22 protein-coding genes are annotated in these 23,955 nt (G+C 63.6%); 18 read left to right on the top strand and 4 right to left on the bottom strand.

Translation table 11 applies throughout. The features are described from left to right. The first annotated feature begins 60 nt into the window (after nucleotides 1-60). Genes TK06_RS02750 through TK06_RS02715 form a run of 8 tightly spaced genes read left to right on the top strand, consistent with a single transcriptional unit; the run spans nucleotide 61 to nucleotide 9,509 of the window. A complete protein-coding gene (locus TK06_RS02750) occupies nucleotides 61-558 on the top strand; it encodes an Hcp family type VI secretion system effector (protein ID WP_014337905.1) in 498 nt (165 codons plus the stop codon). Between the two features lie 13 nt (nucleotides 559-571). Next, a complete protein-coding gene (gene tssE / locus TK06_RS02745; protein WP_063320709.1) occupies nucleotides 572-1,015 on the top strand; it encodes a type VI secretion system baseplate subunit TssE in 444 nt (147 codons plus the stop codon). Further along, nucleotides 999-2,789, top strand: coding sequence for a type VI secretion system baseplate subunit TssF (gene tssF, locus TK06_RS02740; protein WP_063320708.1), 1,791 nt, complete (start codon nucleotides 999-1,001; stop codon nucleotides 2,787-2,789). The genes tssE and tssF overlap by 17 nt, the downstream gene beginning before the upstream one ends. Beyond that, nucleotides 2,753-3,778, top strand: a complete 1,026-nt coding sequence (gene tssG / locus TK06_RS02735) for a type VI secretion system baseplate subunit TssG (protein WP_063320707.1) — start codon at nucleotides 2,753-2,755, stop codon at nucleotides 3,776-3,778. Before tssF ends, tssG begins: the two co-directional genes overlap by 37 nt. 1 nt (nucleotide 3,779) lies before the next feature. Next, entirely contained in the window at nucleotides 3,780-6,323 is a 2,544-nt protein-coding gene (gene tssH, locus TK06_RS02730) for a type VI secretion system ATPase TssH (protein WP_063320706.1), read from the top strand. 42 nt (nucleotides 6,324-6,365) lie between these two features. Next, complete coding sequence (locus tag TK06_RS02725) at nucleotides 6,366-6,932, top strand: hypothetical protein (RefSeq protein ID WP_063320705.1); 567 nt, start codon at nucleotides 6,366-6,368, stop codon at nucleotides 6,930-6,932. Between the two features lie 11 nt (nucleotides 6,933-6,943). Then, nucleotides 6,944-8,953, top strand: coding sequence for a type VI secretion system tip protein VgrG (tssI, locus tag TK06_RS02720; protein WP_063320704.1), 2,010 nt, complete (start codon nucleotides 6,944-6,946; stop codon nucleotides 8,951-8,953). Nucleotides 8,954-8,966: 13 nt separating this feature from the next. Next, entirely contained in the window at nucleotides 8,967-9,509 is a 543-nt protein-coding gene (locus TK06_RS02715) for a toxin-antitoxin system YwqK family antitoxin (protein ID WP_063320703.1), read from the top strand. A 221-nt stretch (nucleotides 9,510-9,730) separates the two neighbouring features. On the opposite strand, the gene TK06_RS02710 is transcribed toward TK06_RS02715, so the two are convergent. Then, on the bottom strand, nucleotides 9,731-10,126 hold the full coding sequence (locus TK06_RS02710; protein WP_003202818.1) for a DUF4280 domain-containing protein: 396 nt from the start codon (nucleotides 10,124-10,126) through the stop codon (nucleotides 9,731-9,733). Between the two features lie 198 nt (nucleotides 10,127-10,324). On the opposite strand from TK06_RS02710, the gene TK06_RS02705 reads away from it, so the two are divergent. The 3 genes from TK06_RS02705 to TK06_RS02695 all read left to right on the top strand — a co-directional run bounded on the left by TK06_RS02705 (nucleotide 10,325) and on the right by TK06_RS02695 (nucleotide 13,453). Beyond that, nucleotides 10,325-11,392, top strand: a complete 1,068-nt coding sequence (locus TK06_RS02705) for a phosphotransferase family protein (protein WP_063320702.1) — start codon at nucleotides 10,325-10,327, stop codon at nucleotides 11,390-11,392. A 24-nt stretch (nucleotides 11,393-11,416) separates the two neighbouring features. Further along, entirely contained in the window at nucleotides 11,417-12,184 is a 768-nt protein-coding gene (locus TK06_RS02700; protein ID WP_063320701.1) for an SDR family oxidoreductase, read from the top strand. Nucleotides 12,185-12,337: 153 nt separating this feature from the next. Next, a complete protein-coding gene (locus tag TK06_RS02695) occupies nucleotides 12,338-13,453 on the top strand; it encodes a Gfo/Idh/MocA family protein (protein WP_063320700.1) in 1,116 nt (371 codons plus the stop codon). Between the two features lie 450 nt (nucleotides 13,454-13,903). Here the strand turns inward: TK06_RS02695 and TK06_RS02690 are convergent, their stop codons facing one another. The 3 genes from TK06_RS02690 to TK06_RS02685 all read right to left on the bottom strand — a co-directional run bounded on the left by TK06_RS02690 (nucleotide 13,904) and on the right by TK06_RS02685 (nucleotide 16,649). Then, entirely contained in the window at nucleotides 13,904-15,337 is a 1,434-nt protein-coding gene (locus TK06_RS02690) for an FAD/NAD(P)-binding protein (protein ID WP_063320699.1), read from the bottom strand. A gap of 234 nt (nucleotides 15,338-15,571) precedes the next feature. Further along, entirely contained in the window at nucleotides 15,572-15,940 is a 369-nt protein-coding gene (locus TK06_RS32355; protein WP_153044815.1) for a hypothetical protein, read from the bottom strand. Nucleotides 15,941-16,085: 145 nt separating this feature from the next. Next, the gene (locus TK06_RS02685) at nucleotides 16,086-16,649 is read right to left on the bottom strand and encodes a helix-turn-helix domain-containing protein (protein ID WP_063320698.1); all 564 of its coding nucleotides are present in this window, start codon (nucleotides 16,647-16,649) and stop codon (nucleotides 16,086-16,088) included. Nucleotides 16,650-16,661: 12 nt separating this feature from the next. On the opposite strand from TK06_RS02685, the gene TK06_RS02680 reads away from it, so the two are divergent. The 7 genes from TK06_RS02680 (at nucleotide 16,662) to TK06_RS02650 (ending at nucleotide 23,933) form a co-directional block, all read left to right on the top strand. Continuing rightward, the gene (locus tag TK06_RS02680) at nucleotides 16,662-17,666 is read left to right on the top strand and encodes a DMT family transporter (RefSeq protein WP_203417424.1); all 1,005 of its coding nucleotides are present in this window, start codon (nucleotides 16,662-16,664) and stop codon (nucleotides 17,664-17,666) included. A gap of 206 nt (nucleotides 17,667-17,872) precedes the next feature. Further along, the gene (locus TK06_RS02675; RefSeq protein ID WP_063320696.1) at nucleotides 17,873-20,797 is read left to right on the top strand and encodes a monovalent cation/H+ antiporter subunit A; all 2,925 of its coding nucleotides are present in this window, start codon (nucleotides 17,873-17,875) and stop codon (nucleotides 20,795-20,797) included. Continuing rightward, nucleotides 20,797-21,141 (top strand): Na+/H+ antiporter subunit C, encoded by a 345-nt coding sequence (locus TK06_RS02670; protein ID WP_007986256.1) that lies wholly within the window; start codon nucleotides 20,797-20,799, stop codon nucleotides 21,139-21,141. Before TK06_RS02675 ends, TK06_RS02670 begins: the two co-directional genes overlap by 1 nt. Beyond that, a complete protein-coding gene (locus tag TK06_RS02665; protein WP_063320695.1) occupies nucleotides 21,138-22,823 on the top strand; it encodes a monovalent cation/H+ antiporter subunit D in 1,686 nt (561 codons plus the stop codon). The genes TK06_RS02670 and TK06_RS02665 overlap by 4 nt, the downstream gene beginning before the upstream one ends. After that, on the top strand, nucleotides 22,820-23,308 hold the full coding sequence (locus tag TK06_RS02660) for a Na+/H+ antiporter subunit E (RefSeq protein WP_063320694.1): 489 nt from the start codon (nucleotides 22,820-22,822) through the stop codon (nucleotides 23,306-23,308). Before TK06_RS02665 ends, TK06_RS02660 begins: the two co-directional genes overlap by 4 nt. Then, a complete protein-coding gene (locus TK06_RS02655; RefSeq protein ID WP_024780040.1) occupies nucleotides 23,305-23,583 on the top strand; it encodes a K+/H+ antiporter subunit F in 279 nt (92 codons plus the stop codon). Before TK06_RS02660 ends, TK06_RS02655 begins: the two co-directional genes overlap by 4 nt. Beyond that, nucleotides 23,580-23,933 carry a Na+/H+ antiporter subunit G gene (locus TK06_RS02650; protein ID WP_063320693.1) on the top strand — a complete coding sequence of 118 codons (354 nt, stop codon included), beginning with the start codon at nucleotides 23,580-23,582 and terminating at the stop codon, nucleotides 23,931-23,933. The genes TK06_RS02655 and TK06_RS02650 overlap by 4 nt, the downstream gene beginning before the upstream one ends. Nucleotides 23,934-23,955: the final 22 nt, after the last annotated feature.

Below are 23,955 nucleotides of genomic sequence, written 5' to 3'. Positions count from 1 at the left end.
GGCATTCGTTTCTAGGGGTATTGGGTACCACCTACTTGTCTTCTTCAGGAGTTCCACACAATGGATGCAATCATTCTCGACCTCGGCGGCGACATCAAGGGCGACAGCCTGCTGGAGGGTTTCACGGACAAGATCGAGGTCATGTCCTACAGCCATAACGTGGCGATGCAGGTCACCAACGACGTCAGCAACTCGGAGCGCACCTCCGGTCGGCCCCATATCGGCGAATTCACCCTGACTAAATTCATCGACAGCTCCACCCCTTCGCTCAACGAGTATTGCTGCGCCGGCAAGCCGATCCCGCAGGCCGTCATCACCATCGGCCGCAACGCCGCCGAAGGCAGCGGCCAGATCATGCCGTTCATCGTCTACACCCTGACCAACGTCGTGCTGTCCAACGTCAGTGTCAGCGGCGGCACCGGCGGCAAACCGGTGGAAACCCTGTCGCTGAACTTCACCAAGATCAAATGGGAGCTCACCGCGCAGAAAGACGACGGCACCAAGGAAGGCACGGCGGGCACGACCTGGGACCTGGCCGCCAACAAAATGACCAAGTAGGGAAACCACGCCCATGGCTGGCTTCGGGCTGCGCCCGCCCCTGTTCGAACGCCTGGCCAGCCCGGCGGACGATACCGGGCGGGCGTTCGACCGCCAGGCGTTGCAAGACTCGGTGCATGCCGAACTGTCGCGCCTGTTCAATACCCGACGCGGCCCACGGGCGCTGACCGAACCGCCGAGCATCCTGGACTACGGCATCGCCGACTGGACCGCGCTGCAACAGCAGCGCAGCGATGACCGCCGCCAACTGACCCGGGAAATCCGCCAGGCCATCACCTGCTTCGAACCTCGCCTGCGCCTGGGCGAGGTCGAGGTCTGCCCGGTGCCGGGCCGTCCGCAGCAACTGTGCATACGGCTGTTGGGCGAGCTGCGCGGCGACCAGCATGCCTGGCCCGTGGCCTTTGTCATCGAGCACGCCGGCGACGGCCTTGAGGTACGACATGAGCGACTCGATTGACCCGCAACTGTTGGACTATTACCAACGCGAACTGACCTGGTTGCGGCACGCCGGGAGCCTGTTCGCCGAGCGCTACCCCAAGGTCGCCCGGCGCCTGGAGTTGTCTCCGGGCGAATGCCCCGACCCGCATGTCGAGCGCCTGCTGGAAGGTTTCGCCCTGTTGGCCGCCCGCTTGCAACGCCGGCTGGACGACGACTACGCCGAATTCAGCGATGCCCTGCTCGAACAGCTTTACCCGTTGGCCATGCGCCCCTTGCCGTCGTGCGCCATCGTGCAGTTCGAACCCGACCCCAGCAAAGGCAACTTGAACGAGGGCTACCCGCTGCCCCGCGACACACCGTTGTTCGTCACTACGGACAAAGGCCAGAGCATTCATTTTCGGACCACCGCCGCCGTGCATCTGTGGCCGGTTGAAATCAGCGAGGCATTGCTGCTGGGCAGCGACGAAACCCAGGCGCTGACCGGCGTGGTCCGGGCACGCTCGGCCTTGCGCCTGGAGCTGCGGTGCCTGGGCGAAAGCCAGTGGTCGACGCTGGGAATCGACTCGCTGCGGGTACACCTGGCGGCGTCACCGATCATCAACGCCGGGCTGTACGACCTGCTGGGCGCGCACGCCATCGAGGTCCTGGCCGGTGCGCCGGGCAGCGTGCCGGCGTCGCTGACAGGCTTGCCACAGATCGTCGGCTTCGCCAATGACCAGGTCTTGCTGCCGGATGAAGACGGCGTACATCCCGGCATGCGCCTGCTGGCGGAGTACTTTGCCTTCCCGGATAAATTCGGCTTCTTCGATCTGCCACTGGCCGGCGCCACCAGCGACAGTCCGTCGTTGTACCTGTACATCGTTTTCGACCGCCCTCCCACCAGCCGCCTGCCGCTCCAGGCCAGCGACATCGCCCTGGGCTGCACGCCGGTGATCAACCTGTTTCCCAGGACTTCCGAGCCGCTGCGCCCGGATGGCACCCGCAGCGAGTACCGGTTGGTGGCCGACAGTCATCGGGAAAACAGCGTCGAGATCCACAGCATCCGTGGCATGCGCGCCATGTCCAGCCAGGGCGTGCGCAAAGTGCCGGCCTATTACGGAAGCCAGCATGGCAGCGACCAGACCTGCTATTGGCATGCGCGACGGGTCAGTGGCATGAGCCCGAACCGATTGGGCACCGACTTGATGGTCAGCCTGGTGGACACCCAGTTCGACCCGCTGGCCGAAACCCGCGACTACAGCCTCACCGCCGAACTGCTGTGCACCAACCGCCACCTGGCCCAGAGCCTGCCGGCCGGTACCCCGCTGGGTTTCGAGCGCCCGGGGCCGGTGGCCTGGGCGCGCCTGCGCAACCCACCCAGCCCGCAAAGCCTGCCGCGCCTGGACGGCGAATCGCGCTGGCGACTGGTGTCGCAATTGACCCTCAACCATTTGTCGCTGGTCGAAGGCCCCCAGGCATTGGACGCACTGAGCGAGATCCTCCAATTGCACAACCTGCGGGACGAGGCCAGCGCCCATCGCCAGATCGAAGGGGTATCGGGGCTGAGTTGCGACCGGGTCATCGCCCATGTCGGCGAAGACGCCTGGCGCGGCTGGCGCAATGGCCTGGAGGTGCGCCTGCAACTGGATCCGCAACACTTCGTCGGTAGCAGCGCCGTGCTGTTCTCCGGGGTACTGGCGCAATTCTTTTCCCTTTACGCCACCGCCAATCGCTTCGTGCGCACCGTGCTGGTCCAGTCCGACAAGGAGGTGAAGACATGGCAACCCCAAGCCGGGAAACCCCTGGTGCTCTGAACCTGAGCCAGCGCCTGCGGCGCGACCCGCAACGCTTCGAATGGCTCCAGGCCTTGCTGTTGCTCGAACGTGAACATCCCCAGGCCGAGCCCCTGGGCAGCGGCACCGCGCCGCACGCCGAAGCCTTGCGCCTGCGCGGGCCCTTGACGCCGCTGTTCGCCGCCAGCGAAGTGGAAAGCCTGGGCCAGGAACCCGGCCTGCCGCCAACCCTGACCACGCCGATTTTCGGCCTCGGCGGCCCCGACGGCCCGTTGCCCTACGCCTACCAGGAATGGCTGCAACAACGAGCCCGGGCGAAGGATCATGCCCCCGCGGAATTCCTCGACCTGTTCCAGCATCGCCTGCTCAGCCTGCTTTACAAGGTGATGCGCAAACATCGCATCGCCTTGGGTTTCACTGCCCCGGGATCGTCCGCCGTACACGCGCAACTGCGGGCGTTGACCGGCCTGCTGCCCAAGGCCTTGCAGGAGCGCCAGGCCGCCCCAGACTCGGCGGTACTGGCCTGCACCGCGCTGTACGCCGATGGCCGGCGCTCCCTGGACGGGTTTGCGGCGATTGTCCGTGAACAGTTCGGGCTGCCCGTGGAGCTGACGGCCTACGAAGGTGGCTGGCGTGAAATCCCGCCGGCCAGCCGCAGCCGCTTGCAACCGGGCGGGCGCAACCTGTGCCTGGGCCGCAACGCGGTGGCCGGCAGCCACGTCTGGGACGAACATGCCGGCGTGCGCCTGACCCTCGGCCCGCTGACCACGGGCCAGGCCAGCGGACTGCTGCCCAACGGCGAAACCCATCCGCTGCTCGCCAGTCTCTACGCCCTGTACTTCGGCCCCGACCTGGATTGCACCCTGGTGTTGCTGATCCGCGGCGCCGGCCCGCTGCAACTGGACCGCCAGGCAGCGCCACGGCTGAACTGGAACGGTGGCCTGCAACACCAGCCAACCCTCGCCGTGCAACGGATCGAAACCCGCCTTCGTCAGCCGGAGATTGCCTGAAATGGAACTGGCCAGCCTGATCGGACGCCTCAACCCGGACAACCGCCGCGCCCTGGAACGGGCCGCGCAACGTTGCATGCAGCGCAGCCACCACTACGTGGAAATCGAGCACCTGCTGTTGGAACTGCTCGACATCGAGGGCGGTGATTTTGCCTGCCTGCTGCCACGTTTCGGTCTGGAGCGTGACGCGGTGGCAACGGAAACCAACAAGGCACTGGACCTGTTCAAATCCGGCAGCACCCGCACACCCGCCTTATCGGCGCAAACCATCGGCCTGTTGGAAGACGCCGTGGTCCAGGCCAGCGTACTGGGCCTGGACAGCATCCGCTCCGGGCTGTTGCTGCTGGCCCTGCTGGACCGTGATGAGCGCCGCAGCCTGCTGCTCAACAGCGCCTCGTCGTTGCTGCGCATTCCCCGCGACGCCCTGCGCGCCCACCTATTGGAGTGGACCGAAAGCTCCCGTGAACATGTCGGTGGCGTGCGCCCGGCCAAACCCGGCGAGCCTCCCCAGAAACAAGACCCGGTGCTGGACCAGTACACCCAGGACTTGACCGCCGACGCCCGGGCCGGGCGCATCGACCCCATCGTCGGTCGCGACGGCGAGATCCGCCAGTGCATCGACATCCTGCTCCGGCGCCGGCAGAACAACCCGATCCTGGTGGGCGCACCCGGCGTCGGCAAGACTGCGGTGGTGGAAGGCCTAGCCCTGCGTATCGCCGCTGGGGATGTGCCGCCGTCGTTGCAGGAAGTCACCCTGCGCGTACTCGACCTGGGCCTGTTGCAGGCCGGTGCCGGCGTCAAAGGTGAATTCGAACAGCGCCTCAAAGGCGTGATCGACGCGGTACGCAGTGCCGAAAAGCCGATCATCCTGTTTATCGACGAAGCCCATACGCTGATCGGCGCCGGCGGTGCGGAAGGCGGCAGCGACGCGGCCAACCTGCTCAAGCCGGCCCTGGCCCGGGGCGAACTGCGCACCTTGGCCGCCACGACCTGGCTGGAGTACAAAAAATATTTCGAGAAAGACCCGGCCCTGGCCCGCCGCTTCCAACTGGTGCAGGTCGAAGAACCGGACGAACTCACCGCTGTGGAAATGCTCCGCGGCGTCGCGAGCAAACTGGAACAGCACCACGGCGTGCAGGTGCTGGACGCGGCCATCCACGAGGCGGTGAAGCTGTCCCACCGCTACATCTCCGGGCGACAGTTGCCGGACAAAGCCATCAGCGTGCTCGACACCGCCTGCGCCCGGGTCGCCCTCGGCCAGCACGACGTGCCGCCGCCGCTGGAAAGCCTGCGCCATCGGCAGAACAGCCTCAAGGACGAGGTCGAACGCCTGCGCCGGGAACAGGCCACCGGGCTGGATCATCGCGAGCGCATCACCCTGCTCGAAGCCGAATCGACCAGCAACGTGCAAGCCATCCGCGAGCTGGAAACCCGCTGGGGCGAAGAGCGCGAAGCCGTGCGCGAATTGCTCGACACCCGACGCGAACTGCTTACCCTGAGCGAACGCGCCGACAGTGAAAAAGCCGACACCGAGATCGATAACCGCATCGACCACTTGGCCGCCGAACTGCTGCGTCTGGAGGCCGGCCTCGATGCCATTCGCCAGGACGATCCGCTGGTGCCCGAACAGGTGGACAGCAAGACCGTCGCCGCCGTGATTGCCGGCTGGACGGGTATCCCGGTGGGCAAGATGCTCGCCGACGAAGCCCACGCCGTGCGCACCCTCGGCCAGCGCATGGGCCAGCGGGTCATGGGCCAGAGCACGGCGCTGAACACCATTGCCCAACGCCTGCAAGCCTACCGCGCCGGCCTCACCGACCCACAGAAACCGGTCGGGGTGTTCCTGCTGGTGGGCCCCACCGGCGTGGGCAAGACCGAAACCGCCTACGCCCTGGCCGACGCCTTGTACGGCGGTGAACGCAACCTGATCAGCATCAACCTCTCGGAGTACCAGGAAGCCCACACCGTCAGCCAACTCAAAGGCGCCCCACCCGGCTACGTCGGCTACGGCAGCGGCGGCGTGCTCACCGAAGCGGTGCGGCGCAAACCCTATTCCGTGGTGCTGCTGGATGAAATCGAAAAGGCCCACCCGGATGTGCTCGAAGCCTTCTACAACGTCTTCGACAAAGGCCTGATGGAAGACGGCACCGGCCTGGTGGTGGACTTCAAGAACACCGTGATGCTCGCCACCAGCAACGTCGGCGCTGAGCTGTTGCTGGATACGCCTACCGCGCAACTGGGCAGCGACGCCTTCAACGAAGCCTTGCACAAAGTGCTGCTGCAAGCGTTCCGCCCGGCGTTTTTGGCGCGCATGACCGTGGTGGCGTACCGACCGCTGGATGAAGCGACGCTGGAGGGGATTGTGCTGGCGAAGCTGGAAAAATTGCGCGGGCGCTACAAGGCTGCGACGGGCAAGCAGTTCGAATTCGATGCGGGGATCGTCAAGGCTGTGTTGGCCAAGTGCAGCGCGGCGGGGGCACGGGATGTCGAGAATGTGTTGATGACGCAAGTGACGGGGAAGTTGGCGGAGTGGGTGTTGGAATGATTTGCCCTGTATTTTTTCTCGATCAACGGAGGGAACGTTGCCATGCTGAAGGCAAGACTTGAACTGGAAAAGCGCCATCTTTGTCCCACCTTCGCCAATACTCACGCAGGCATCGTCAGCTTCGACCTGCGCCTTGATATCGATCGAGACTTGCTGGCGTTGGCCGACGGCAACTCGCATCGTGCCTACTACCTGCCGTGGAATCCTGACGCGGGACTCTATGTCGACCTCCCTGCGAACCCGACGGGCAACGACCCACTCCTGTTCCTCACTGCTAACCTGACAGGCTGTTGCGTGGGAATCCAGAACTTCGGCGGGTTCATCAGGGTTCGACACTACAATCTATACACCACGGGCAATCAGAATCCGGTCTTATCCCAGGATGACCTTTTCCGCTATGGCACCAATGTTTCCTGGCTGCTGCCGTCGGATAAATACAATGTCCCCGCAATCCAAAGAGCGGTCCCCTACACCCATGGAGGGCCTTGGGCCGAAGCCGTCCTGTGGGGCGAGTATGTCGCCACCTACTGGCCATTCACTTCGAAGTGGCACTTCTACTACCAGAATGGAAACGCCAATAAAGTTATCCATGAATTGAATTACCAGTAGCAGGCCATTCAATGCCCCGCTCCACCGACAGCAACACCACCCTCTCCCTCACCGCCACCTCGCTGTCGGCGCTGTACCCTGAATCGCTGTCCGGCGAAGAACGCCTCAACGCCCTGGGTTCGCACATGCTCAACGGCATCAACGACGGCGCCTCGCTGGACCTCACGACAGCCGTCGCCAGCCATGTGACCACCACGCTGCACAAGGACGCCTTGCTGCGCCCGCTGGATTGGTTGGTGGCCGAAATCCGCCAACTGCCGGCCGACGCCACCGCCGAACGTTATCAACTCCTGCTCCGGCCCTGGCTCTGGTGGTTGAGCCTGGCCAGCAACAACCGCGTATTCCAGAACCTTGCCACCTCGGACATCGTCACCACGATTTTCAAGGCCCATGGTTTCACCGACTTCCAGCTCAAGCTCACCGGCAGCTACACCCCGCGCGAATACTGCGTGCAGTACAGCGAAACCGACCTGGCCTTCGTCTCGCGCCTGTTGGAAGAAGAGGGGATCTTCTGGTTTTTCACCCACGAGGAAGGCACCCACACGCTGGTCCTGGCCGACAGCAACGACGCCTTCGCACCGATTCCCAACGGGCCGACGGTGAACTACCTCGGGCAGCGAATCGGCGAGCGCGAACTGCACGGCATCCGCTCCGGGCAAGTGTGCCTGCAAGCGGTGGCCGGGGTTTACCAGGCGACCGACTATGAATTCACCACGCCAACGACATCGCTCTACAGCCAGGCCGAAGCCGTGGCCGGGCCAAGTTCAGTGTACGAACACCCGGGCGGCTACACCGCCAAGGCCCAGGGCGACGCGTTGACCAAACAGCGGGTGGACGGCCTGCGCAGCCAGGAGCAACGTTTTGTCGGCGAAAGCGATTGCCGCTGGCTGGTGCCGGGATACTGGTTCACCCTCGCCGGCCATGAAGACACGACGCTGAATATCGATTGGGTCGTGACCTCGGTCAGCCACGAAGCCAGCCACGACAGCTATCGCAACCGCTTCGAAGCGATCCCCAAGGCCACGGTCTATCGACCGCCCCGCCTCACGCCAAAACCCCGCATGTACACCCAGACGGCGCTGGTGGTGGGCAAGGCCGGCGAAGAAATCTGGACCGATGAATATGGCCGGATCAAATTGCAGTTCCCCTGGGACCGCACCGGCAAGAACGACGAGACGTCATCGTGCTGGGTCCGCGTGGTCTTGCCGTGGAGCGGCAAAGGCTTTGGCATGCAATTCGTGCCGCGCATCGGCCAGGAAGTCATCGTGACCTTCATCGACGGCGACCCGGACCGTCCGTTGGTCACCGGCTGCGTCTACAACGGCGACAATGCCCTGCCCTACGCGCTGCCGGCGAACCAGACCCAGTCCGGGATCAAGACCCAATCGTCCAAGGGCGGCGGCGGTTTCAACGAGTTGCGTTTCGAAGACAAGAAGGACGCCGAAGAGGTGTTTCTCCAGGCCCAGAAAGACTTCAACATCAACGTGCTCAACGACACCACCGCCACCGTCGGTCACGACGAAACCCTCACAGTGCAGAACGCCCGCACCCGTACGGTAAAGGATGGCGACGAAACCGTGACCCTGGAGAAAGGCAAGCGCAGCGTGACCATCCAGACCGGCAGCGACAGCCTCGATGTGAAGGACACCCGCACTGTCACCGTGGGCTCGGACCAGACCCACAGCACCGGCGGCAACTACGAGCACAAGGTCACTGGCAATTACAGCCTGACGGTGGACGGCAACCTGACCATCAAGGTCAGCGGCACCCTGACCCTGCAAAGCGGCGGCAGCTTCGCGATCAAGAGCGGCGCCGACCTGGCCGTCCAGGCCAGCACGTCCATCAGCCAGAAAGCCGGCACAGCCCTGAGCAACCAGGCCGGTACCTCGCTGGAAAACAAAGCCGGCACCACCCTGACCAATGACGCCGGCATCAGCCTGGTGAACAAGGCGGCGGCCGAACAGACCGTGGACGGCGGCGGCATGCTGACCATCAAGGGCGGCCTGGTGAAGGTCAACTGACAGGAACCTACCGATGGCCTCGAAGAGACTCGACGTGGAACGTGGCGACAGCCAACTGACCGGGCAACTGGTCGACGGCCAGCTCGACGGCCCGCTGCAGATCGAAGAAGCCCAACGCCCGCAAGCAAAACTCAACTACAGCCAAGGTGAACTGCAAGGCACCAGCACCCTGTATCACCCCAATGGCAAGGTCTCGGCAGTACTGCCGTTCGTGAAAGGCAAACTGCAAGGTGTGGCGAGCTTCTACGCGGCCGAAGGCGGGTTGCAACGCCAGGCCACGTATCGCCGCGGGTTGCTGCACGGCGAGGCGAACAACTACTTTCCCGACGGACAACTGGCCGAAGCCGAGGTCTATCGCGACGGCGTGCGCGACGGCCGCTATCGCCGCCTGCACCCCAACGGCAACCCGGCGGTCGAAGCGCGCTACCTCAACGGCCAACTGCTGGAACCAGCCCAGGCCTACGCCGAAGACGGCCGGCCGCTGGACGCCGAAGGCAAGCCAATCTCCCGGGTGCGCTGGTGGTTCAGGCGCTGGAATGATCCGGCGCAGGCATAAACTGGGGACTGGTTCCTGCAGCCGCCTCGCTCCCACAGGGAATGTTGTTCACCTAAGGTTTGTTTAATTCATTGTGGCGAGGGAGCTTGCTCCCGCTTGAGTGCGAAGCACTCACAAAAATGGGCCTGCTGCGCAGTCCAGCGGGAGCAAGCTCCCTCGCCACGGGGTCATCTACGGTCTTAAGTAACCTACATAGCCTCCCACAGGGATCTTGGTGTTACTCAGGGAATCAACATCTGCACCTGCCCTGGCACCACGATCTTGATCACCCCGGCCCAGGTACACATCAAGGTGCTGTTAGCATCGATGGCCGGCATGTTGCCCAGCAACAGGGTCGGGGCGCCGCCAGGGATCCATGGCGCCGCGGTGGCCGGGATGCAGGGCATGGGGGTCAGCACGCCGAGTGCCGCCGCGGTGGCGGCGGCCACGGTCGGGTTCGCCAGGCTCATGCACATGCCAAACGTGGTGATGTTCACCAGCGGGATGTGGTCCATGATGTTCGCCGCCGGCATCCCGCCGGTCAGCAGGCGATTGACCGGCAGCACATTGAGCACCGCCGGGGCAGCGCCGAAGCTGCATTGCAAGGTCGCGGTGCCACAGACTTGCGGGCATCCCATCGCGGTTGCTCCATTGAAAGCGACAGATTCCAGAACCTTAGCTCGCCCATCCTCGACGCGCACGCCGCAATGCATCAAGCCCACTGATTATCCTGCAACACGCTAACCTATAAGACCCTGGCGTGCTTGTGACGCCTCCCGCGCGCCATTAGATTAGCCAATGATCGATGGCCTCCAAAATAAGCAGAAGGGATAAGCATGGCGTTTACTGATCAGTCCACCCGCGTGCGCGACGGTGAAGAACTCGATGCCAACCTGATCGACCCGTACCTCAAGGCCCACATTCCCGGCCTGACCGGCGTGCCCCGGATCAGCCAGTTTCCCGGTGGCGCGTCGAACCTGACCTACCTGCTGGAATACCCCGAGCAGGAATTCGTCCTGCGCCGTCCGCCGTTCGGCCACAAGGCCAAGTCCGCCCACGACATGGGCCGCGAGTTCCGCATCCTCAATCAGTTGCGCGAGGCGTTCCCCTATTGCCCGAAGGCCTACGTGCACTGCACCGACGAATCAGTGATGGGCGCCGAGTTCTACGTGATGGAACGGGTCAAGGGCATCATCCTGCGCTCCGACCTGCCGCCGGAACTGGGTTTCGACGCCGCCCGCACCGAAGCGCTGTGCAAGAGCTTCATCGACCGGCTCGTCGAGCTGCACCGTGTCGACTACAACGCCTGCGGCCTGGCCGACCTGGGCAAGCCCGAAGGCTACGTGGCCCGACAGATCCGCGGCTGGAGCGACCGCTACGAAAAAGCCCTGACGCCCGATGCGCCGAAGTGGGAAGCGGTCAAGGCCTGGCTCAACGACAAGATGCCGGCCGACCACCCCACTTCAAGCATCGTCCACAACGACTACCGCTTCGACAACGTGATCCTCGACCCCGAGAACCCGATGCAGATCATCGGCGTGCTGGACTGGGAGCTGACCACGATCGGCGATCCGTTGATGGACCTGGGCAACAGCCTCGCTTACTGGATCGAGGCCGACGACCCGGCGCCGGTGCAACTGATGCGCCGCCAGCCCAGCCACGCGCCTGGCATGCTGACCCGCCGCGAGTTCGTCGATTACTACGCCGAGCGCGCCGGGATCCGCATCGACAACTTCGACTTCTATTACACCTACGGCCTGTTCCGCCTGGCCGGCATCGTCCAGCAGATCTACTACCGCTTCTTCCACGGCCAGACCCAGGACAAACGCTTCGCGCAGTTCGTTCAGATGAACAAGCTGCTGGAGCAGATGAGCCTGCAGGTCATCAGCAAATCCACGCTCTGAGCGCACCTATAACAAGGAAACAGCATGTCCAAGACCCAGTTGTTCGACCTCGACGGTAAAATCGCTTTCGTTTCCGGCGCCAGCCGCGGCATCGGCGAGGCCATCGCCAAACTGCTGGCCCAGCAAGGCGCGCATGTGATCGTTTCCAGCCGCAAGCTCGACGGTTGCCAGCACGTGGCCGACGCCATCATCGCCGCCGGCGGCAAGGCCACCGCCATCGCCTGCCACATCGGTGAAATGGAGCAGATCAGCCAGGTATTCGCGGACATCCGCGAACAGTTCGGACGCCTGGACATCCTGGTCAACAACGCCGCCACCAACCCGCAATTCTGCAACGTCCTGGACACCGACCTGGGTGCGTTCCAGAAAACCGTCGACGTGAACATCCGCGGCTACTTCTTCATGTCGGTGGAAGCCGGCAAGCTGATGCGCGAGAACGGCGGCGGCAGCATCATCAACGTGGCGTCGATCAACGGCATCTCGCCGGGGATCTTCCAGGGTATCTACTCGGTGACCAAGGCTGCGGTGATCAACATGACCAAAGTCTTCGCCAAGGAGTGCGCGCAATTCGGCATCCGCTGCAACGCCCTTCTGCCGGGCCTGACCGACACCAAGTTCGCCTCGGCCCTGGTCAAGAACGACGCCATCCTGAAAACCGCCCTGGCGCAGATCCCCCTCAAGCGCGTGGCCGACCCGAGCGAAATGGCCGGCGCTGTGCTGTACCTGGCCAGCGATGCATCGAGCTACACCACGGGTGTGGCGTTGAATGTGGACGGTGGGTTCCTGTCCTGAGGATGGAAACCTTTGTGGGAGCGGGCTTGCTCGCTCCTACATGGCATTGCAGTGACGACGAACAAATGAATATTTATTCCAACATTTGCAATTAGCGAATATTTATTCCATAAATAGCCCTTCTGAAAATAACAATTCAAAGGGCTCTTCCTCATGCGTGAACTCGGCATCGGTCTGATTGGCACCGGCTTCATGGGCCGTGCCCATGCCCTGGCGTTCCACAATGCCAAGGCGGTGTTCGACCTCCCCCTGAACCTGACACTGGCGGCCCTGGCCGACGCCGATCCGCAGCGTGCCCGGCAGTGCGCCCAGAGCTGGGGGTTCGAAACGGCCCACAGCGACTGGCAACAACTGATTGACGACCCCAAGGTCAACCTGATCGCCATCACCACTCCCAATCACCTGCACTTCCCGATGACCATGGCGGCGTTGGCGGCGGGCAAGCCGGTCTATTGTGAAAAGCCCCTGGCGGTGTCCCTGGAGCAGGCCGAGCAGATGCGCCAGGCGGCCAAGGCGGCCGGGGTGGTGACGCGGGTCGGCTACAACTACCAGCACAACCCGATCATTCAACGGGCGCGGGACATGATCCAGCGCGGCGAACTGGGACAGATCATCAGTTTCCAGGGCGAATTCAGCGAAGACTTCATGGCCAACCCCGCCTCGCCGTGGTCATGGCGCTGCGAAGCGGCCCACGCCGGCGGCGCACTGGCGGACCTGGGCAGCCACTTGCTGGCCATGGCCCGGCACTTGTTGGGCGATGTCGAAGCGGTGTGCGCCGACAGCCAGACCGTGCACAGCCAACGCCCTGCCAGCGCGGGCAATGCCGAACAACGTACCATCGCGGTGGACGACCAGGTCCACGCGCTGCTGCGTTTCGCCAATGGCGCCCGGGGCACGGTGAGCAGCAGTTGGCTCAAGCACGGCTACAAAAACCACCTGAGCTTCGAGATCAGCGGCACCCTCGGCACCCTGGCGTTCGATCAGGAACGGCTGAATGAACTGCGCGTGTGTCGCGTCGGCCAGCCAGGTTTCCAGCGCCTGCTGGCCGGCCCGGATTTGCCGGGCTACGCCGCGTTCAGCCCGGCCGCCGGGCACCAGTTGGGGTACAACGAATTGAAGACCCTGGAGGTGCAGGAACTGGTCATGACGCTTGCAGGCGAAGGCGGCAGCGGCACGGACTTCGAAGAGGCCTGGGAAGTGGAGCGGCTGGCGGCGGCGATTCGGGTGGCGGCGCGGGAGCAGCGTTGGGTGAAGGTCAGCGAGCTATAACCCCTCACTTCAGTATCCCCTGTTTGGTCCGGGGACATGGTTAACCCTGTGGCGAGGGAGCTTGCTCCCGCTGGGTTGCGCAGCAACCCCAAAGAGACTGAATGCTGAATGCGATCACCCTGACACACCCGGGTGAATGGTTTTGGGGCTACTTCGTAGCCCAGCGGGAGCAAGCTCCCTCGCCACAGGTGTCCAACTTCAATTTTGGGTTTGCCACTCAACCAACCGTGCCGCCAGCGCCTTGGCCTGGCTCGCCACGTCGGTCACGGCGGTGCTTTCCCACCATTCAATGCCTCCCCTGTGGCGAGGGAGCTTGCTCCCGCGGGGTTGCGCAGCAACCCCAAAGAGGCTGAAGGCTGAATGCGATCACCCTGACACACCCGGGTGAATGGTTTTGGGGCTACTTCGTAGCCCAGCGGGAGCAAGCTCCCTCGCCACAGGTGTCCAACTTCAATTTTGGGTTTGCCACTCAACCAACCGCGCCGCCAGCGCCTTGGCCTGGCTCGCCACGTCGGTCACGGCGGTGCTTTCCCACCACATCCCCCGCAACGGCGGCCCCATGGCGAACAGCCGCTGGGCGGGGGCCCCTTGGGCGTCCAGCACCGCACCGTCAGGCCGGGCGGCAATGCCCAGGGCCAGCGGCCCCGGCTGGATCAGACCGCGAGCCAGCAACTGCTGCGGCAACGGTCGCGCCACGCGGCGCCAGTCATATTCAATACCGCTGGAGTTGATCAGCGCCGCGCCCTGCACCACGGTCAGCTCAGCCTCACCCCGACGGCGGATGCGGATACCCACCGTGCCCTCGGCGGACGCCACCAGCCCCTTGAACGATGCCGCCTGGATCCGCAACCGCCCTTCTTCATGCAGACGCGCCACCAGTTCGGCGCTCAGCGGTGGCGAACGATGGTGATGGCTCTCCCACCATGGCCGTACATGCCGGACGAACTGCCGGCGTTGCACATCGCTGGCCTGGCTCCACAAGCGCCCGATGTGGGCGCGCACCGTGTCCAGCGGCGCCTGCCAATCAATGCCCTCGGCCTGGGCCCGGCGGCATTGCTCGCGCAGGGCCCGCATCAACTGAAGTGGCGACCGCAGGCTGTGATCGTCGGCGAGGAAATCCACCCAGGCGGGTGGCTGGCGGCGCACATGAGGCAACAAACCATGACGGGAAAACACTTCGATCGGGCCACGGTGCCCGGCCTGCTCCAGGGACACCACGGCATCGACCATGGTCAGCCCCGAGCCGATGATCAGCACCGTGGACTGCGGATCAAGCAGGCGCATCGCCGCCACATCCCAAGGGTCCAGGGCCGCGGCATTCAAGCCGCTGGATTCGGTTTGCGGGGTGCGTGCCGCCGGGAACATGCCGGTGGCCAGCACCGCGAAACGGCCACGTAAGAGTTGGCCGTCATCCAGCGTCAGCATGACGGCATCGTCGACAACCCGCAGGTCCACGGCCTCCCCACGCACGTGCTCGGCAGTCGAACCGTTTCGTGCGCCCAACGCGCGAGCCTCGGCCAGCCGTTGTTGCACATAGAGGCCAAACATTCCCCGGGGCGGGAACAACTCGCTGATCGGCACGTGCTGCTGATCCGACTCGGGCCAGCCGCCAGCCTCGATGAACGCGGTGAGCCATTGGGTCAGGTCGTCGGCGTTGTCCGGGTCGACGCTCATGCGCGCCGCATTGCCGTTCAAGGTGTGCCCCAGCTCCACGGCACTGTAGGCCTCGCCCCGGCCCAGCTCGCTGCGCGGCTCGACAATCAGCACCTCACGCCGGCCCGGCAGGCGCAGCAATTGCGCCGCCAGCATGGTGCCGCTCAGGCCGCCGCCGATGATGAGGATGTCGGCAAAACGTGGCGCTAGCGTAGTCAAATCATCTTTCATTGAACGCTTCCATAAAAACAGTAAACACCCCATCGGTTACTCGTCATCGTCTAGGCACACTGTGGGAGTTTCCGATGAGATGAAGCCACCTTACTGTTTTGTCTGATTTTACGGAAGCTAGTTATAAAGCAGCTCACCTAATTCAGGATCTAGAGGAACAGGTATTCCCACAACGAGACCCTACACATCAGCTATTGCCAAGCAAAACCATTGACGTTTTCTGCCCGCCTTCCTCTATCTAACAACCTGATACGGCACGCGTGGTGATCGTATCGGATGATCACCCTTATAAATAGTATATTCCACCGATATCTGCATCCCTGGCTTTAGGCTCAACTTAAAAGAAGTTATGTGCCATTCAGCCTCACCGCGGTCAATTTGCTCCGGAGTGATTCGCTCCCGCGGACCGAAAAGCGGCCCCTGGGGCGAGTCAAAAACAAAACGAATTTCATAACCTGCCTCAGCAAACGAAGGAAGACGAGTGACAATCGTACAATCGTCAAAAATATTAGTATGAATCTCATTATTGACTGCTTGCAAAATCCGGGGAGCTGGAAGTTCTGGATCTACAAGCACTAAAGTATCTTCATTTTCGTGTTCCATTGTGGAACCCTCTCAATAAGATTGTCCTTGTGGGACTTGTATACCGAGACGTTATCCGCCACTCGTTGATTGTGATAGAAGCCTTGCCCAGCCATCTACTGTCAAACCTGACAGGTGAATGCATGAACAGTATTTAAAATGAAAATCACATCACCACATTGCGTACAAACCGCGCCGCCACCAAACCATCATTGCGATAGGCATGGGGCTGGTTGCTGGCGAACATGAAAAACTCCCCGGCACCAATCCGGCGTTCCTCACTGCCCAACAGCAGCGTCAGGCAGCCCTCGAAGACATAAAGCTGCTCGCTCCAACCGTCGGCGTCGGGTTCGGAATGGTAATGCTCGCCGGGCTCCAGGCGCCATTCCCAGAGTTCGACTTCGCGGCTGGCGGTGGCTTTTGCCAGCAATACGGCTTTGCTGCCGGGAATGGTGCCGGCCCAGGCCAGCTCGTTGATGCGGCTCGGATCGCGGGCGTCGGGCGCCTGGATCAAGTCGCTGAAGGCTACGTCGAGGGCTTCGGCCACCCGGTCCAGGGTGGTCAGGCTGACGTTCTTTTCCCCGGCCTCGATGGCCACCAGCATGCGCCGGCTGACCCCGGACAATTCCGCCAGCGCGGTCTGGCTGAGCTGCGCGGCATGGCGCAGACGACGGATGTTCTGGCTGACGTGTTGCAGGACGGAAGCCCGCTGGCCGGATTCTTTGTGCACTATATTGCTCACATGGTAGGGCTGCGCATTATACTGCCCAACTTCGGGCGCATTGTGCGTCCGCCTCAAGTGGCGCGCAAGGTCATGGCATCGGTGAATTCCCCTCAAGCTTCCTCCCGTTTCTCAAGGTTCAGCAAGGCCGAATGCGTGCTGGTGCTGATCACCATGATCTGGGGTGGGACCTTCCTGCTGGTGCAGCACGCCATGACGGTCAGCGGGCCGATGTTTTTCGTTGGCCTGCGCTTTGCCGCCGCGGCCGTGTTTGTCGCGCTGTTTTCCTGGCGGCATCTGCGGGACCTGACCCTCTTCGAACTCAAGGCCGGCTGCTTTATCGGCGTGGCGATCATGCTCGGCTACGGCCTGCAGACCGTCGGCCTGCAAACCATCCCCAGCAGCCAATCGGCGTTCATCACCGCGCTTTACGTGCCATTCGTGCCCTTGCTGCAATGGCTGGTGTTGGGCCGTCGACCGGGCTTGATGCCGAGCATCGGCATCATGCTGGCGTTTACCGGGTTGATGCTGGTGTCGGGCCCGGCCGGAGCCTCGCTGAACTTCAGCCCCGGTGAAATCGCCACGTTGATCAGCGCCATCGCGATTGCCGCCGAAATCATCCTGATCAGCGCCTATGCCGGCCAGGTCGATGTGCGCCGGGTGACCGTGGTGCAACTGGCAAGCACGGCGGTGCTGGCGTTCCTGCTGGTGGTGCCGACCCAGGAAGCGATCCCGGCGTTCTCCTGGCTGCTGCTGGTCAGCGCCGTTGGCCTGGGAGCCGCCAGTGCAGCCATTCAGGTGGCGATGAACTGGGCGCAGAAAAGTGTCTCACCCACCCGCGCCACGCTGATCTATGCTGGCGAGCCGGTGTGGGCCGGCATTGCCGGGCGCCTGGCGGGCGAACGGTTGCCGGCGATTGCCTTGTTCGGCGCGGCGCTGATCGTCGCGGCGGTGATTGTTAGTGAGTTGAAGACCCGCAACAAAGACGCCATCCCAGTCGATGAAGGGCTTGAACAGGAAGGTTGAGGCCGGCCAGCAATCCATTGTTCGCCGAAAAAACCACCACCCTCGACAGTGGCCATCCCGACATTGACGGCGCGTGCAAGGTCATCTGGAACCCTGCAAGGTCGGAAAACCCCACCTACCTTGTAGGATTCTGCGACACCCTCGCGGTTGGTGATCGGGAATACGCCACGTATGATCCCTCACAACCTCCCGCCGAATAGAAGCCTATGTCACTGATAGTTCTATTGCTTTTGCCCTTCATCGGCAGCTGTGTCGCGGCGCTGCTGCCGCATAACGCCCGTAACGCCGAATCCCTGCTGGCCGGCCTCGTCGCCCTGGCCGGCACGGTTCAGGTGGCCTTGCTGTACCCGCAGATCGCCGACGGCGGTGTGATCCGTGAGCACTACACCTGGTTGCCCAGCCTGGGCCTGGACTTCGTGCTGCGCCTGGACGGGTTCGCCTGGCTGTTTTCGTTGCTGGTGCTGGGCATCGGCACGCTGGTGTCGCTGTATGCCCGCTACTACATGTCGCCGGACGATCCGGTGCCGCGCTTCTTCGCCTTCTTCCTGGCGTTCATGGGCGCCATGCTCGGGCTGGTGATCTCCGGCAACCTGATCCAGATGGTGTTCTTCTGGGAACTGACCAGCCTGTTCTCCTTCCTGTTGATCGGCTACTGGCACCACCGCGCCGACGCTCGGCGCGGTGCCTATATGGCGTTGATGGTGACCGGTGCCGGCGGGCTTTGCCTGTTGGCCGGGGTGATGCTGCTCGGCCATGTGGTGGGCAGCTATGAGCTGGACAAGGTCCTGGCCGCCGGCGACCTGATACGTGCCCATGGCCTCTACCCCATCCTGTTGCCGCTGATCCTGATCGGCGCCCTGAGCAAAAGCGCGCAATTCCCTTTCCACTTCTGGCTCCCTCACGCCATGGCTGCTCCGACGCCGGTGTCGGCGTACCTGCACTCGGCGACCATGGTCAAGGCCGGGGTGTTCCTGCTGGCGCGGCTGTGGCCGTCGCTGTCGGGTAGCGAAGAGTGGTTCTACATCGTCGGCGGCGCAGGCGCCTGTACATTGCTGCTAGGCGCCTACTGCGCGATGTTCCAGAACGACCTCAAGGGCCTGCTGGCCTATTCCACCATCAGCCACCTCGGGCTGATCACCCTGCTGCTGGGCCTGAACAGTCCGCTGGCGGCCGTGGCGGCGGTGTTTCATATCCTCAACCACGCCACGTTCAAGGCCTCGCTGTTCATGGCCGCCGGGATCATCGACCACGAAAGCGGCACCCGGGATATCCGCAAACTCAGTGGCCTCGTGCGGCTGATTCCGTTCACCGCCACACTGGCCATGGTCGCCAGCGCAGCGATGGCCGGGGTACCGCTGCTCAATGGTTTCCTGTCCAAGGAAATGTTCTTCGCCGAGACCGTGTTCATTTCCGCCACGGCCTGGGTCGAACTGGCGCTGCCGATCATCGCCACCATCGCCGGGACCTTCAGCGTCGCCTACTCCTTGCGGTTCACCGTGGATGTGTTCTTCGGCCCCGCCGCCACCGACCTGCCCCATACCCCCCACGAACCACCGCGCTGGATGCGCGCCCCAGTGGAATTGCTGGTGTTCACCTGCCTGGTGGTGGGGATTTTCCCAGCCCAGGTGGTCGGTTCATTGCTCGCGGCGGCGGCGTTGCCGGTGGTCGGCGGCACGCTGCCTGAATACAGCCTGGCGATCTGGCACGGCCTGAATGCGCCGATGATCATGAGCCTGGTGGCCATGTCCGGCGGCATCGTCCTGTACCTGCTGCTGCGCAATCAGTTCCGGCAAGGCCACATCAAGCACCCGCCGTTCATTGGCCGGCTCAGTGGCAAGCGACTGTTCGAGCGTTGCCTGGTGTTGATGATGCGCCAGGGTCGGCGCCTGGAACGGCTGATCAGCACCCGTCGCCTGCAGGCCCAATTGTTCTGGCTGGTGCTGGCTGCGGTGCTCGCCGGGTTGATCCCGATGCTGCACAGCACGCTGGTCTGGGGCGACCGGCCGAAGATCCCCGGTTCCATCGTCTTCGTCAGCCTGTGGTTGCTGGCCATCGCCTGTGCCCTGGGCGCGGCCTGGCAGGCCAAGTATCACCGGCTCGCGGCCCTGACCATGGTCAGCGTCTGCGGCCTGATGACCTGCGTGACCTTCGTCTGGTTCTCCGCCCCCGACCTGGCCTTGACGCAACTGGTGGTGGAAGTGGTGACCACCGTGCTGATCCTGCTGGGCCTGCGCTGGCTGCCACGGCGGATCGAGGACGTCTCGCCGCTGCCCAACAGCGAGCGACGCGCGCGCATCCGGCGCCTGCGGGACTTGCTGCTGTCCAGCGCCGTCGGCGGCGGAATGGCGCTGTTGTCCTATGCGATGCTGACGCGGCAGACGCCCAACGACATTTCTTCGTTCTACCTCAGTCGCGCCCTGCCCGAAGGCGGTGGCAGCAATGTGGTGAACGTGATGCTGGTGGACTTCCGCGGCTTCGACACCCTGGGGGAAATCACCGTGCTGGTGGCGGTGGCCCTGGCGGTGTTCGCCCTGCTGCGGCGTTTCCGCCCACCGAAGGAAAGCATGCAGCTACCGGCGCAACAGCGTCTGCTGGCGCCGGACGTGGTCACCGACCTGGTCAACCCGCGCCATGCCAGCGACACCGCATTGGGCTTCATGATGGTACCGTCGGTGCTGGTGCGCCTGCTGCTCCCGATCGCCCTGGTGGTGTCGTTCTACCTGTTCATGCGCGGCCACAACCAACCGGGCGGTGGCTTCGTCGCCGGGCTGGTGATGTCGGTGGCGTTCATCCTGCAGTACATGGTCGCCGGTACCCAGTGGGTCGAGGCGCAAATGAGCCTGCGGCCGCTGCGCTGGATGGGCACCGGGCTGTTGTTCGCCACCGCCACCGGCCTGGGAGCGATGGCCGTGGGGTATCCGTTCCTGACCACCCACACCTGGCATTTCAAATTACCGCTGCTGGGTGATCTCCATGTGGCCAGCGCGCTGTTTTTCGACATCGGCGTGTACGCCGTGGTGGTCGGTTCCACCCTGTTGATCCTCACCGCCCTGGCGCACCAGTCGGTGCGAGCCCATAAGCCGGGCCTGCAAGCCAAACCCGTCGCCCCCGTCAAAGGAGCCACCGCCTGATGGAAGAAGTCATCGCAATCGCAATCGGCGTACTGGCCGCCTCCGGGGTCTGGTTGATCTTGCGGCCACGGACCTTCCAGGTGGTCATGGGCCTGTGCCTACTGTCCTATGGCGTCAACCTGTTCATCTTCAGCATGGGCAGCCTGTTCATCGGCAAGGAGCCGATCATCAAGGATGGCGTACCCCAGGACCTGCTGCACTACACCGACCCACTGCCCCAGGCACTGGTGCTGACCGCCATCGTGATCAGCTTCGCCATGACCGCGCTGTTCCTGGTGGTGCTGCTGGCGTCCCGGGGCCTGACCGGCACCGACCACGTGGACGGCCGGGAGCCCAAGGAATGATGTTGACGCCTCATCTGATCGCCGCGCCCATCCTGCTGCCGCTGCTGACCGCCGCGCTGATGTTGATGCTGGGCGAGAAACACCGCCCGCTCAAGGCGCGGATCAACCTGCTTTCCAGTCTGCTGGGCCTGGGCATCGCCGTGCTGTTGCTGTACTGGACCCAGGACCAGACCCTGCCCGCCTCCATCGGCGTGTACCTGCCGGGCAACTGGCAAGCGCCGTTCGGCATTGTGCTGGTGGTCGATCGCCTGTCGGCGCTGATGCTGGTGCTGACCGGCATCATCGGCGTCTGCGCCCTGCTCTTCGCCACGGCCCGCTGGCACGGCGCCGGTGCGAGCTTCCACGCGCTGTTCCAGATCCAGTTGATGGGCCTCTACGGCGCCTTCCTGACAGCGGACCTGTTCAACCTGTTCGTGTTCTTCGAGGTATTGCTGGCGGCCTCCTACGGCTTGATGCTGCACGGTTCGGGCCGGGCGCGGGTGTCGTCGGGCCTGCATTACATTTCCATCAATCTGCTGGCCTCGTCGTTGTTCCTGATTGGCGCAGCGCTGATCTATGGCGTCACCGGCACCTTGAACATGGCCGACCTGGCCCTGAAAATCCCGCTGGTGCCGGAGGCCGACCGCGGCTTGCTGCACGCCGGGGCAGGCATCCTTGCAGTGGCGTTCCTGGCCAAGGCCGGCATGTGGCCGCTGAACTTCTGGCTGGTGCCGGCCTACAGCGCCGCCAGCGCACCGGTGGCGGCACTGTTTGCGATCATGACCAAGGTCGGCGTCTACACGATCCTGCGCCTGTGGACGTTGCTGTTCTCCGGCCAAGCCGGCGCCTCGGCGTATTACGGTGCCGACTGGCTGGTCTACGGCGGCATGGCGACCATCGTCTGCGCTGCCATCGCCATTCTCGCGGCCCAACGCCTGGAGCGCATGGCGAGCCTGAGCATCCTGGTCTCGGCCGGGATCCTGTTGTCGGCCATCGGCTTCGCCCAACCCAACCTGGTGGGCGCAGCGCTGTTTTACCTGGTGAGTTCGACCCTGGCGCTCTGCGCGCTGTTCTTGCTGGCCGAGCTGATCGAGCGTTCGCGCTCGGCCAATGAACAGGCCCTGGACGATGACCTGGACACCTTGCCACGGCCGATGGAATCGCTGGAACCGCCCAAGGGCATCAACCTCGATGACGAGCAGAAAGCCGTGGTCGGGCAAGTAATTCCCTGGACCATGGCCTTCCTTGGCTTGAGCTTTATCTTCTGTGCGCTGTTGATTATCGGCATGCCGCCGTTGTCGGGGTTCATCGGCAAGCTGAGCCTGCTCAGCGCCCTGCTCAATCCCCAGGGGCTCGGCGCCAGCGCCGGGGCATCGCTGTCGAACCAGGCCTGGGGCTTGTTGGTGTTATTGATCCTGTCGGGGCTGGCCTCGTTGATCGCCTTCTCGCGCCTGGGCATCCAGCGCTTCTGGACGCCGCAGGAGCGACCCTCGCCATTGCTGCGGCCGTTCGAATGCCTGCCAATCATCGTGCTGCTGGGCCTGGGCATCGCCCTGACTTTCAAGGCCGAGCCGTTGCTGCGCTACACCCAATCCGCTGCCGATGCGCTGAACACCCCGGAACATTACGTGATGTCGGTACTCGCCACCCGCGCCGTGCCCAACCCAGAGACCCGCGCCGCGTTGCAGGAGGTGCAGCCATGAAGCGCCTGTTTCCCGCCCCGTGGTTGTCCCTGGCGTTGTGGTTGCTGTGGCTGGTGTTGAACGTGTCCGTCAGCGCCGGCCATCTGCTGCTCGGCGCTGCGCTGGGCTTCCTGGCCCCGTTGATGATGCGCCCGTTGCGCCCACGGCCCATCCGTATCCGCCGGCCGTGGGTGGTGTTGCGCTTGTTCCTGCTGGTGGGCCGTGATGTGCTGGTGTCCAACGTGGCGGTGGCCTGGGGTGTGCTGAACGCCGGGCGCCGCCCGCCTCGCTCGCGGTTCATCAAGGTGCCGCTGGACCTGCACGACGCCAATGGACTGGCCGCGCTGTCGATGATCACCACGGTGATTCCGGGGACGGTCTGGTCGGAACTGGCCCTGGACCGCAGCATCCTGTTGATGCATGTGTTCGATCTGGAGGACGAAGCGTCATTCATCGCGCATTTCAAGGCCACCTACGAGCGCCCGTTGATGGAGATTTTCCAATGAGCCCCTTGCTGTCCAATGCGATCCTGTTGAGCCTGTTCCTGTTCTCCCTGGCGATGGTGTTGACCCTGCTGCGGTTGTTCAAGGGCCCGTCGGCCCAGGACCGGGTACTGGCCCTGGACTATCTGTACATCGTGGCGATGCTGATGATGCTGGTGCTGGGCATCCGTTATGCCAGTGACACCTATTTCGAGGCAGCCCTGCTGATCGCCCTGTTCGGCTTTGTCGGCTCGTTTGCCTTGGCCAAGTTCCTGTTGCGTGGCGAGGTGATCGAATGACCGGCGAATTGTCGATGTGGGTGGAAATCCCGGTGGCGATCCTGCTGGTGCTCAGCGGCCTCTTCGCCTTGATCGGAGCGATCGGCCTGGTGCGCTTGAAGGACTACTTCCAGCGCATGCACCCGCCGGCCCTGGCATCCACGCTGGGGGCCTGGTGCGTGGCACTGGCTTCGATCGTGTACTTTTCGGCGCTCAAATCCGGGCCGGTGTTGCACGCCTGGCTGATACCGATCCTGTTGTCCATCACCGTCCCGGTGACCACCCTGCTGCTGGCCCGAGCGGCGTTGTTTCGCAAGCGCATGGCCGGGGATGATGTGCCGGCGGAAGTGAGCAGTCGCCGAAACGACTGACCGATATCTCGAGCCGGCACAG

Origin of the sequence: Pseudomonas fluorescens, from assembly GCF_001623525.1 — a bacterium.
GTDB classification, from domain to species: Bacteria; Pseudomonadota; Gammaproteobacteria; order Pseudomonadales; family Pseudomonadaceae; genus Aquipseudomonas; species Aquipseudomonas fluorescens_Q.
Note: the sequence above shows the minus strand (reverse complement) of the source record. Positions and strands in the feature narration are given on the sequence as shown.

Excerpts from the sequence above, each read along its gene's own strand:
- TK06_RS02690 (WP_063320699.1), bottom strand. The coding sequence starts at position 15,337 with ATGAAAGATGATTTGACTACGCTAGCGCCACGTTTTGCCGACATCCTC.
- TK06_RS02675 (WP_063320696.1), top strand. The coding sequence starts at position 17,873 with ATGTCACTGATAGTTCTATTGCTTTTGCCCTTCATCGGCAGCTGTGTC.
- TK06_RS02750 (WP_014337905.1), top strand. The coding sequence starts at position 61 with ATGGATGCAATCATTCTCGACCTCGGCGGCGACATCAAGGGCGACAGC.
- tssH (WP_063320706.1), top strand. The coding sequence starts at position 3,780 with ATGGAACTGGCCAGCCTGATCGGACGCCTCAACCCGGACAACCGCCGC.
- TK06_RS02655 (WP_024780040.1), top strand. The coding sequence starts at position 23,305 with ATGAGCCCCTTGCTGTCCAATGCGATCCTGTTGAGCCTGTTCCTGTTC.
- tssE (WP_063320709.1), top strand. The coding sequence starts at position 572 with ATGGCTGGCTTCGGGCTGCGCCCGCCCCTGTTCGAACGCCTGGCCAGC.
- TK06_RS02725 (WP_063320705.1), top strand. The coding sequence starts at position 6,366 with ATGCTGAAGGCAAGACTTGAACTGGAAAAGCGCCATCTTTGTCCCACC.
- TK06_RS02705 (WP_063320702.1), top strand. The coding sequence starts at position 10,325 with ATGGCGTTTACTGATCAGTCCACCCGCGTGCGCGACGGTGAAGAACTC.
- TK06_RS02710 (WP_003202818.1), bottom strand. The coding sequence starts at position 10,126 with ATGGGATGCCCGCAAGTCTGTGGCACCGCGACCTTGCAATGCAGCTTC.
- TK06_RS02665 (WP_063320695.1), top strand. The coding sequence starts at position 21,138 with ATGATGTTGACGCCTCATCTGATCGCCGCGCCCATCCTGCTGCCGCTG.
- tssG (WP_063320707.1), top strand. The coding sequence starts at position 2,753 with ATGGCAACCCCAAGCCGGGAAACCCCTGGTGCTCTGAACCTGAGCCAG.
- tssF (WP_063320708.1), top strand. The coding sequence starts at position 999 with ATGAGCGACTCGATTGACCCGCAACTGTTGGACTATTACCAACGCGAA.
- TK06_RS02715 (WP_063320703.1), top strand. The coding sequence starts at position 8,967 with ATGGCCTCGAAGAGACTCGACGTGGAACGTGGCGACAGCCAACTGACC.
- TK06_RS32355 (WP_153044815.1), bottom strand. The coding sequence starts at position 15,940 with ATGGAACACGAAAATGAAGATACTTTAGTGCTTGTAGATCCAGAACTT.
- TK06_RS02650 (WP_063320693.1), top strand. The coding sequence starts at position 23,580 with ATGACCGGCGAATTGTCGATGTGGGTGGAAATCCCGGTGGCGATCCTG.
- TK06_RS02695 (WP_063320700.1), top strand. The coding sequence starts at position 12,338 with ATGCGTGAACTCGGCATCGGTCTGATTGGCACCGGCTTCATGGGCCGT.
- TK06_RS02680 (WP_203417424.1), top strand. The coding sequence starts at position 16,662 with ATGGTAGGGCTGCGCATTATACTGCCCAACTTCGGGCGCATTGTGCGT.
- TK06_RS02660 (WP_063320694.1), top strand. The coding sequence starts at position 22,820 with ATGAAGCGCCTGTTTCCCGCCCCGTGGTTGTCCCTGGCGTTGTGGTTG.
- TK06_RS02670 (WP_007986256.1), top strand. The coding sequence starts at position 20,797 with ATGGAAGAAGTCATCGCAATCGCAATCGGCGTACTGGCCGCCTCCGGG.
- TK06_RS02700 (WP_063320701.1), top strand. The coding sequence starts at position 11,417 with ATGTCCAAGACCCAGTTGTTCGACCTCGACGGTAAAATCGCTTTCGTT.
- tssI (WP_063320704.1), top strand. The coding sequence starts at position 6,944 with ATGCCCCGCTCCACCGACAGCAACACCACCCTCTCCCTCACCGCCACC.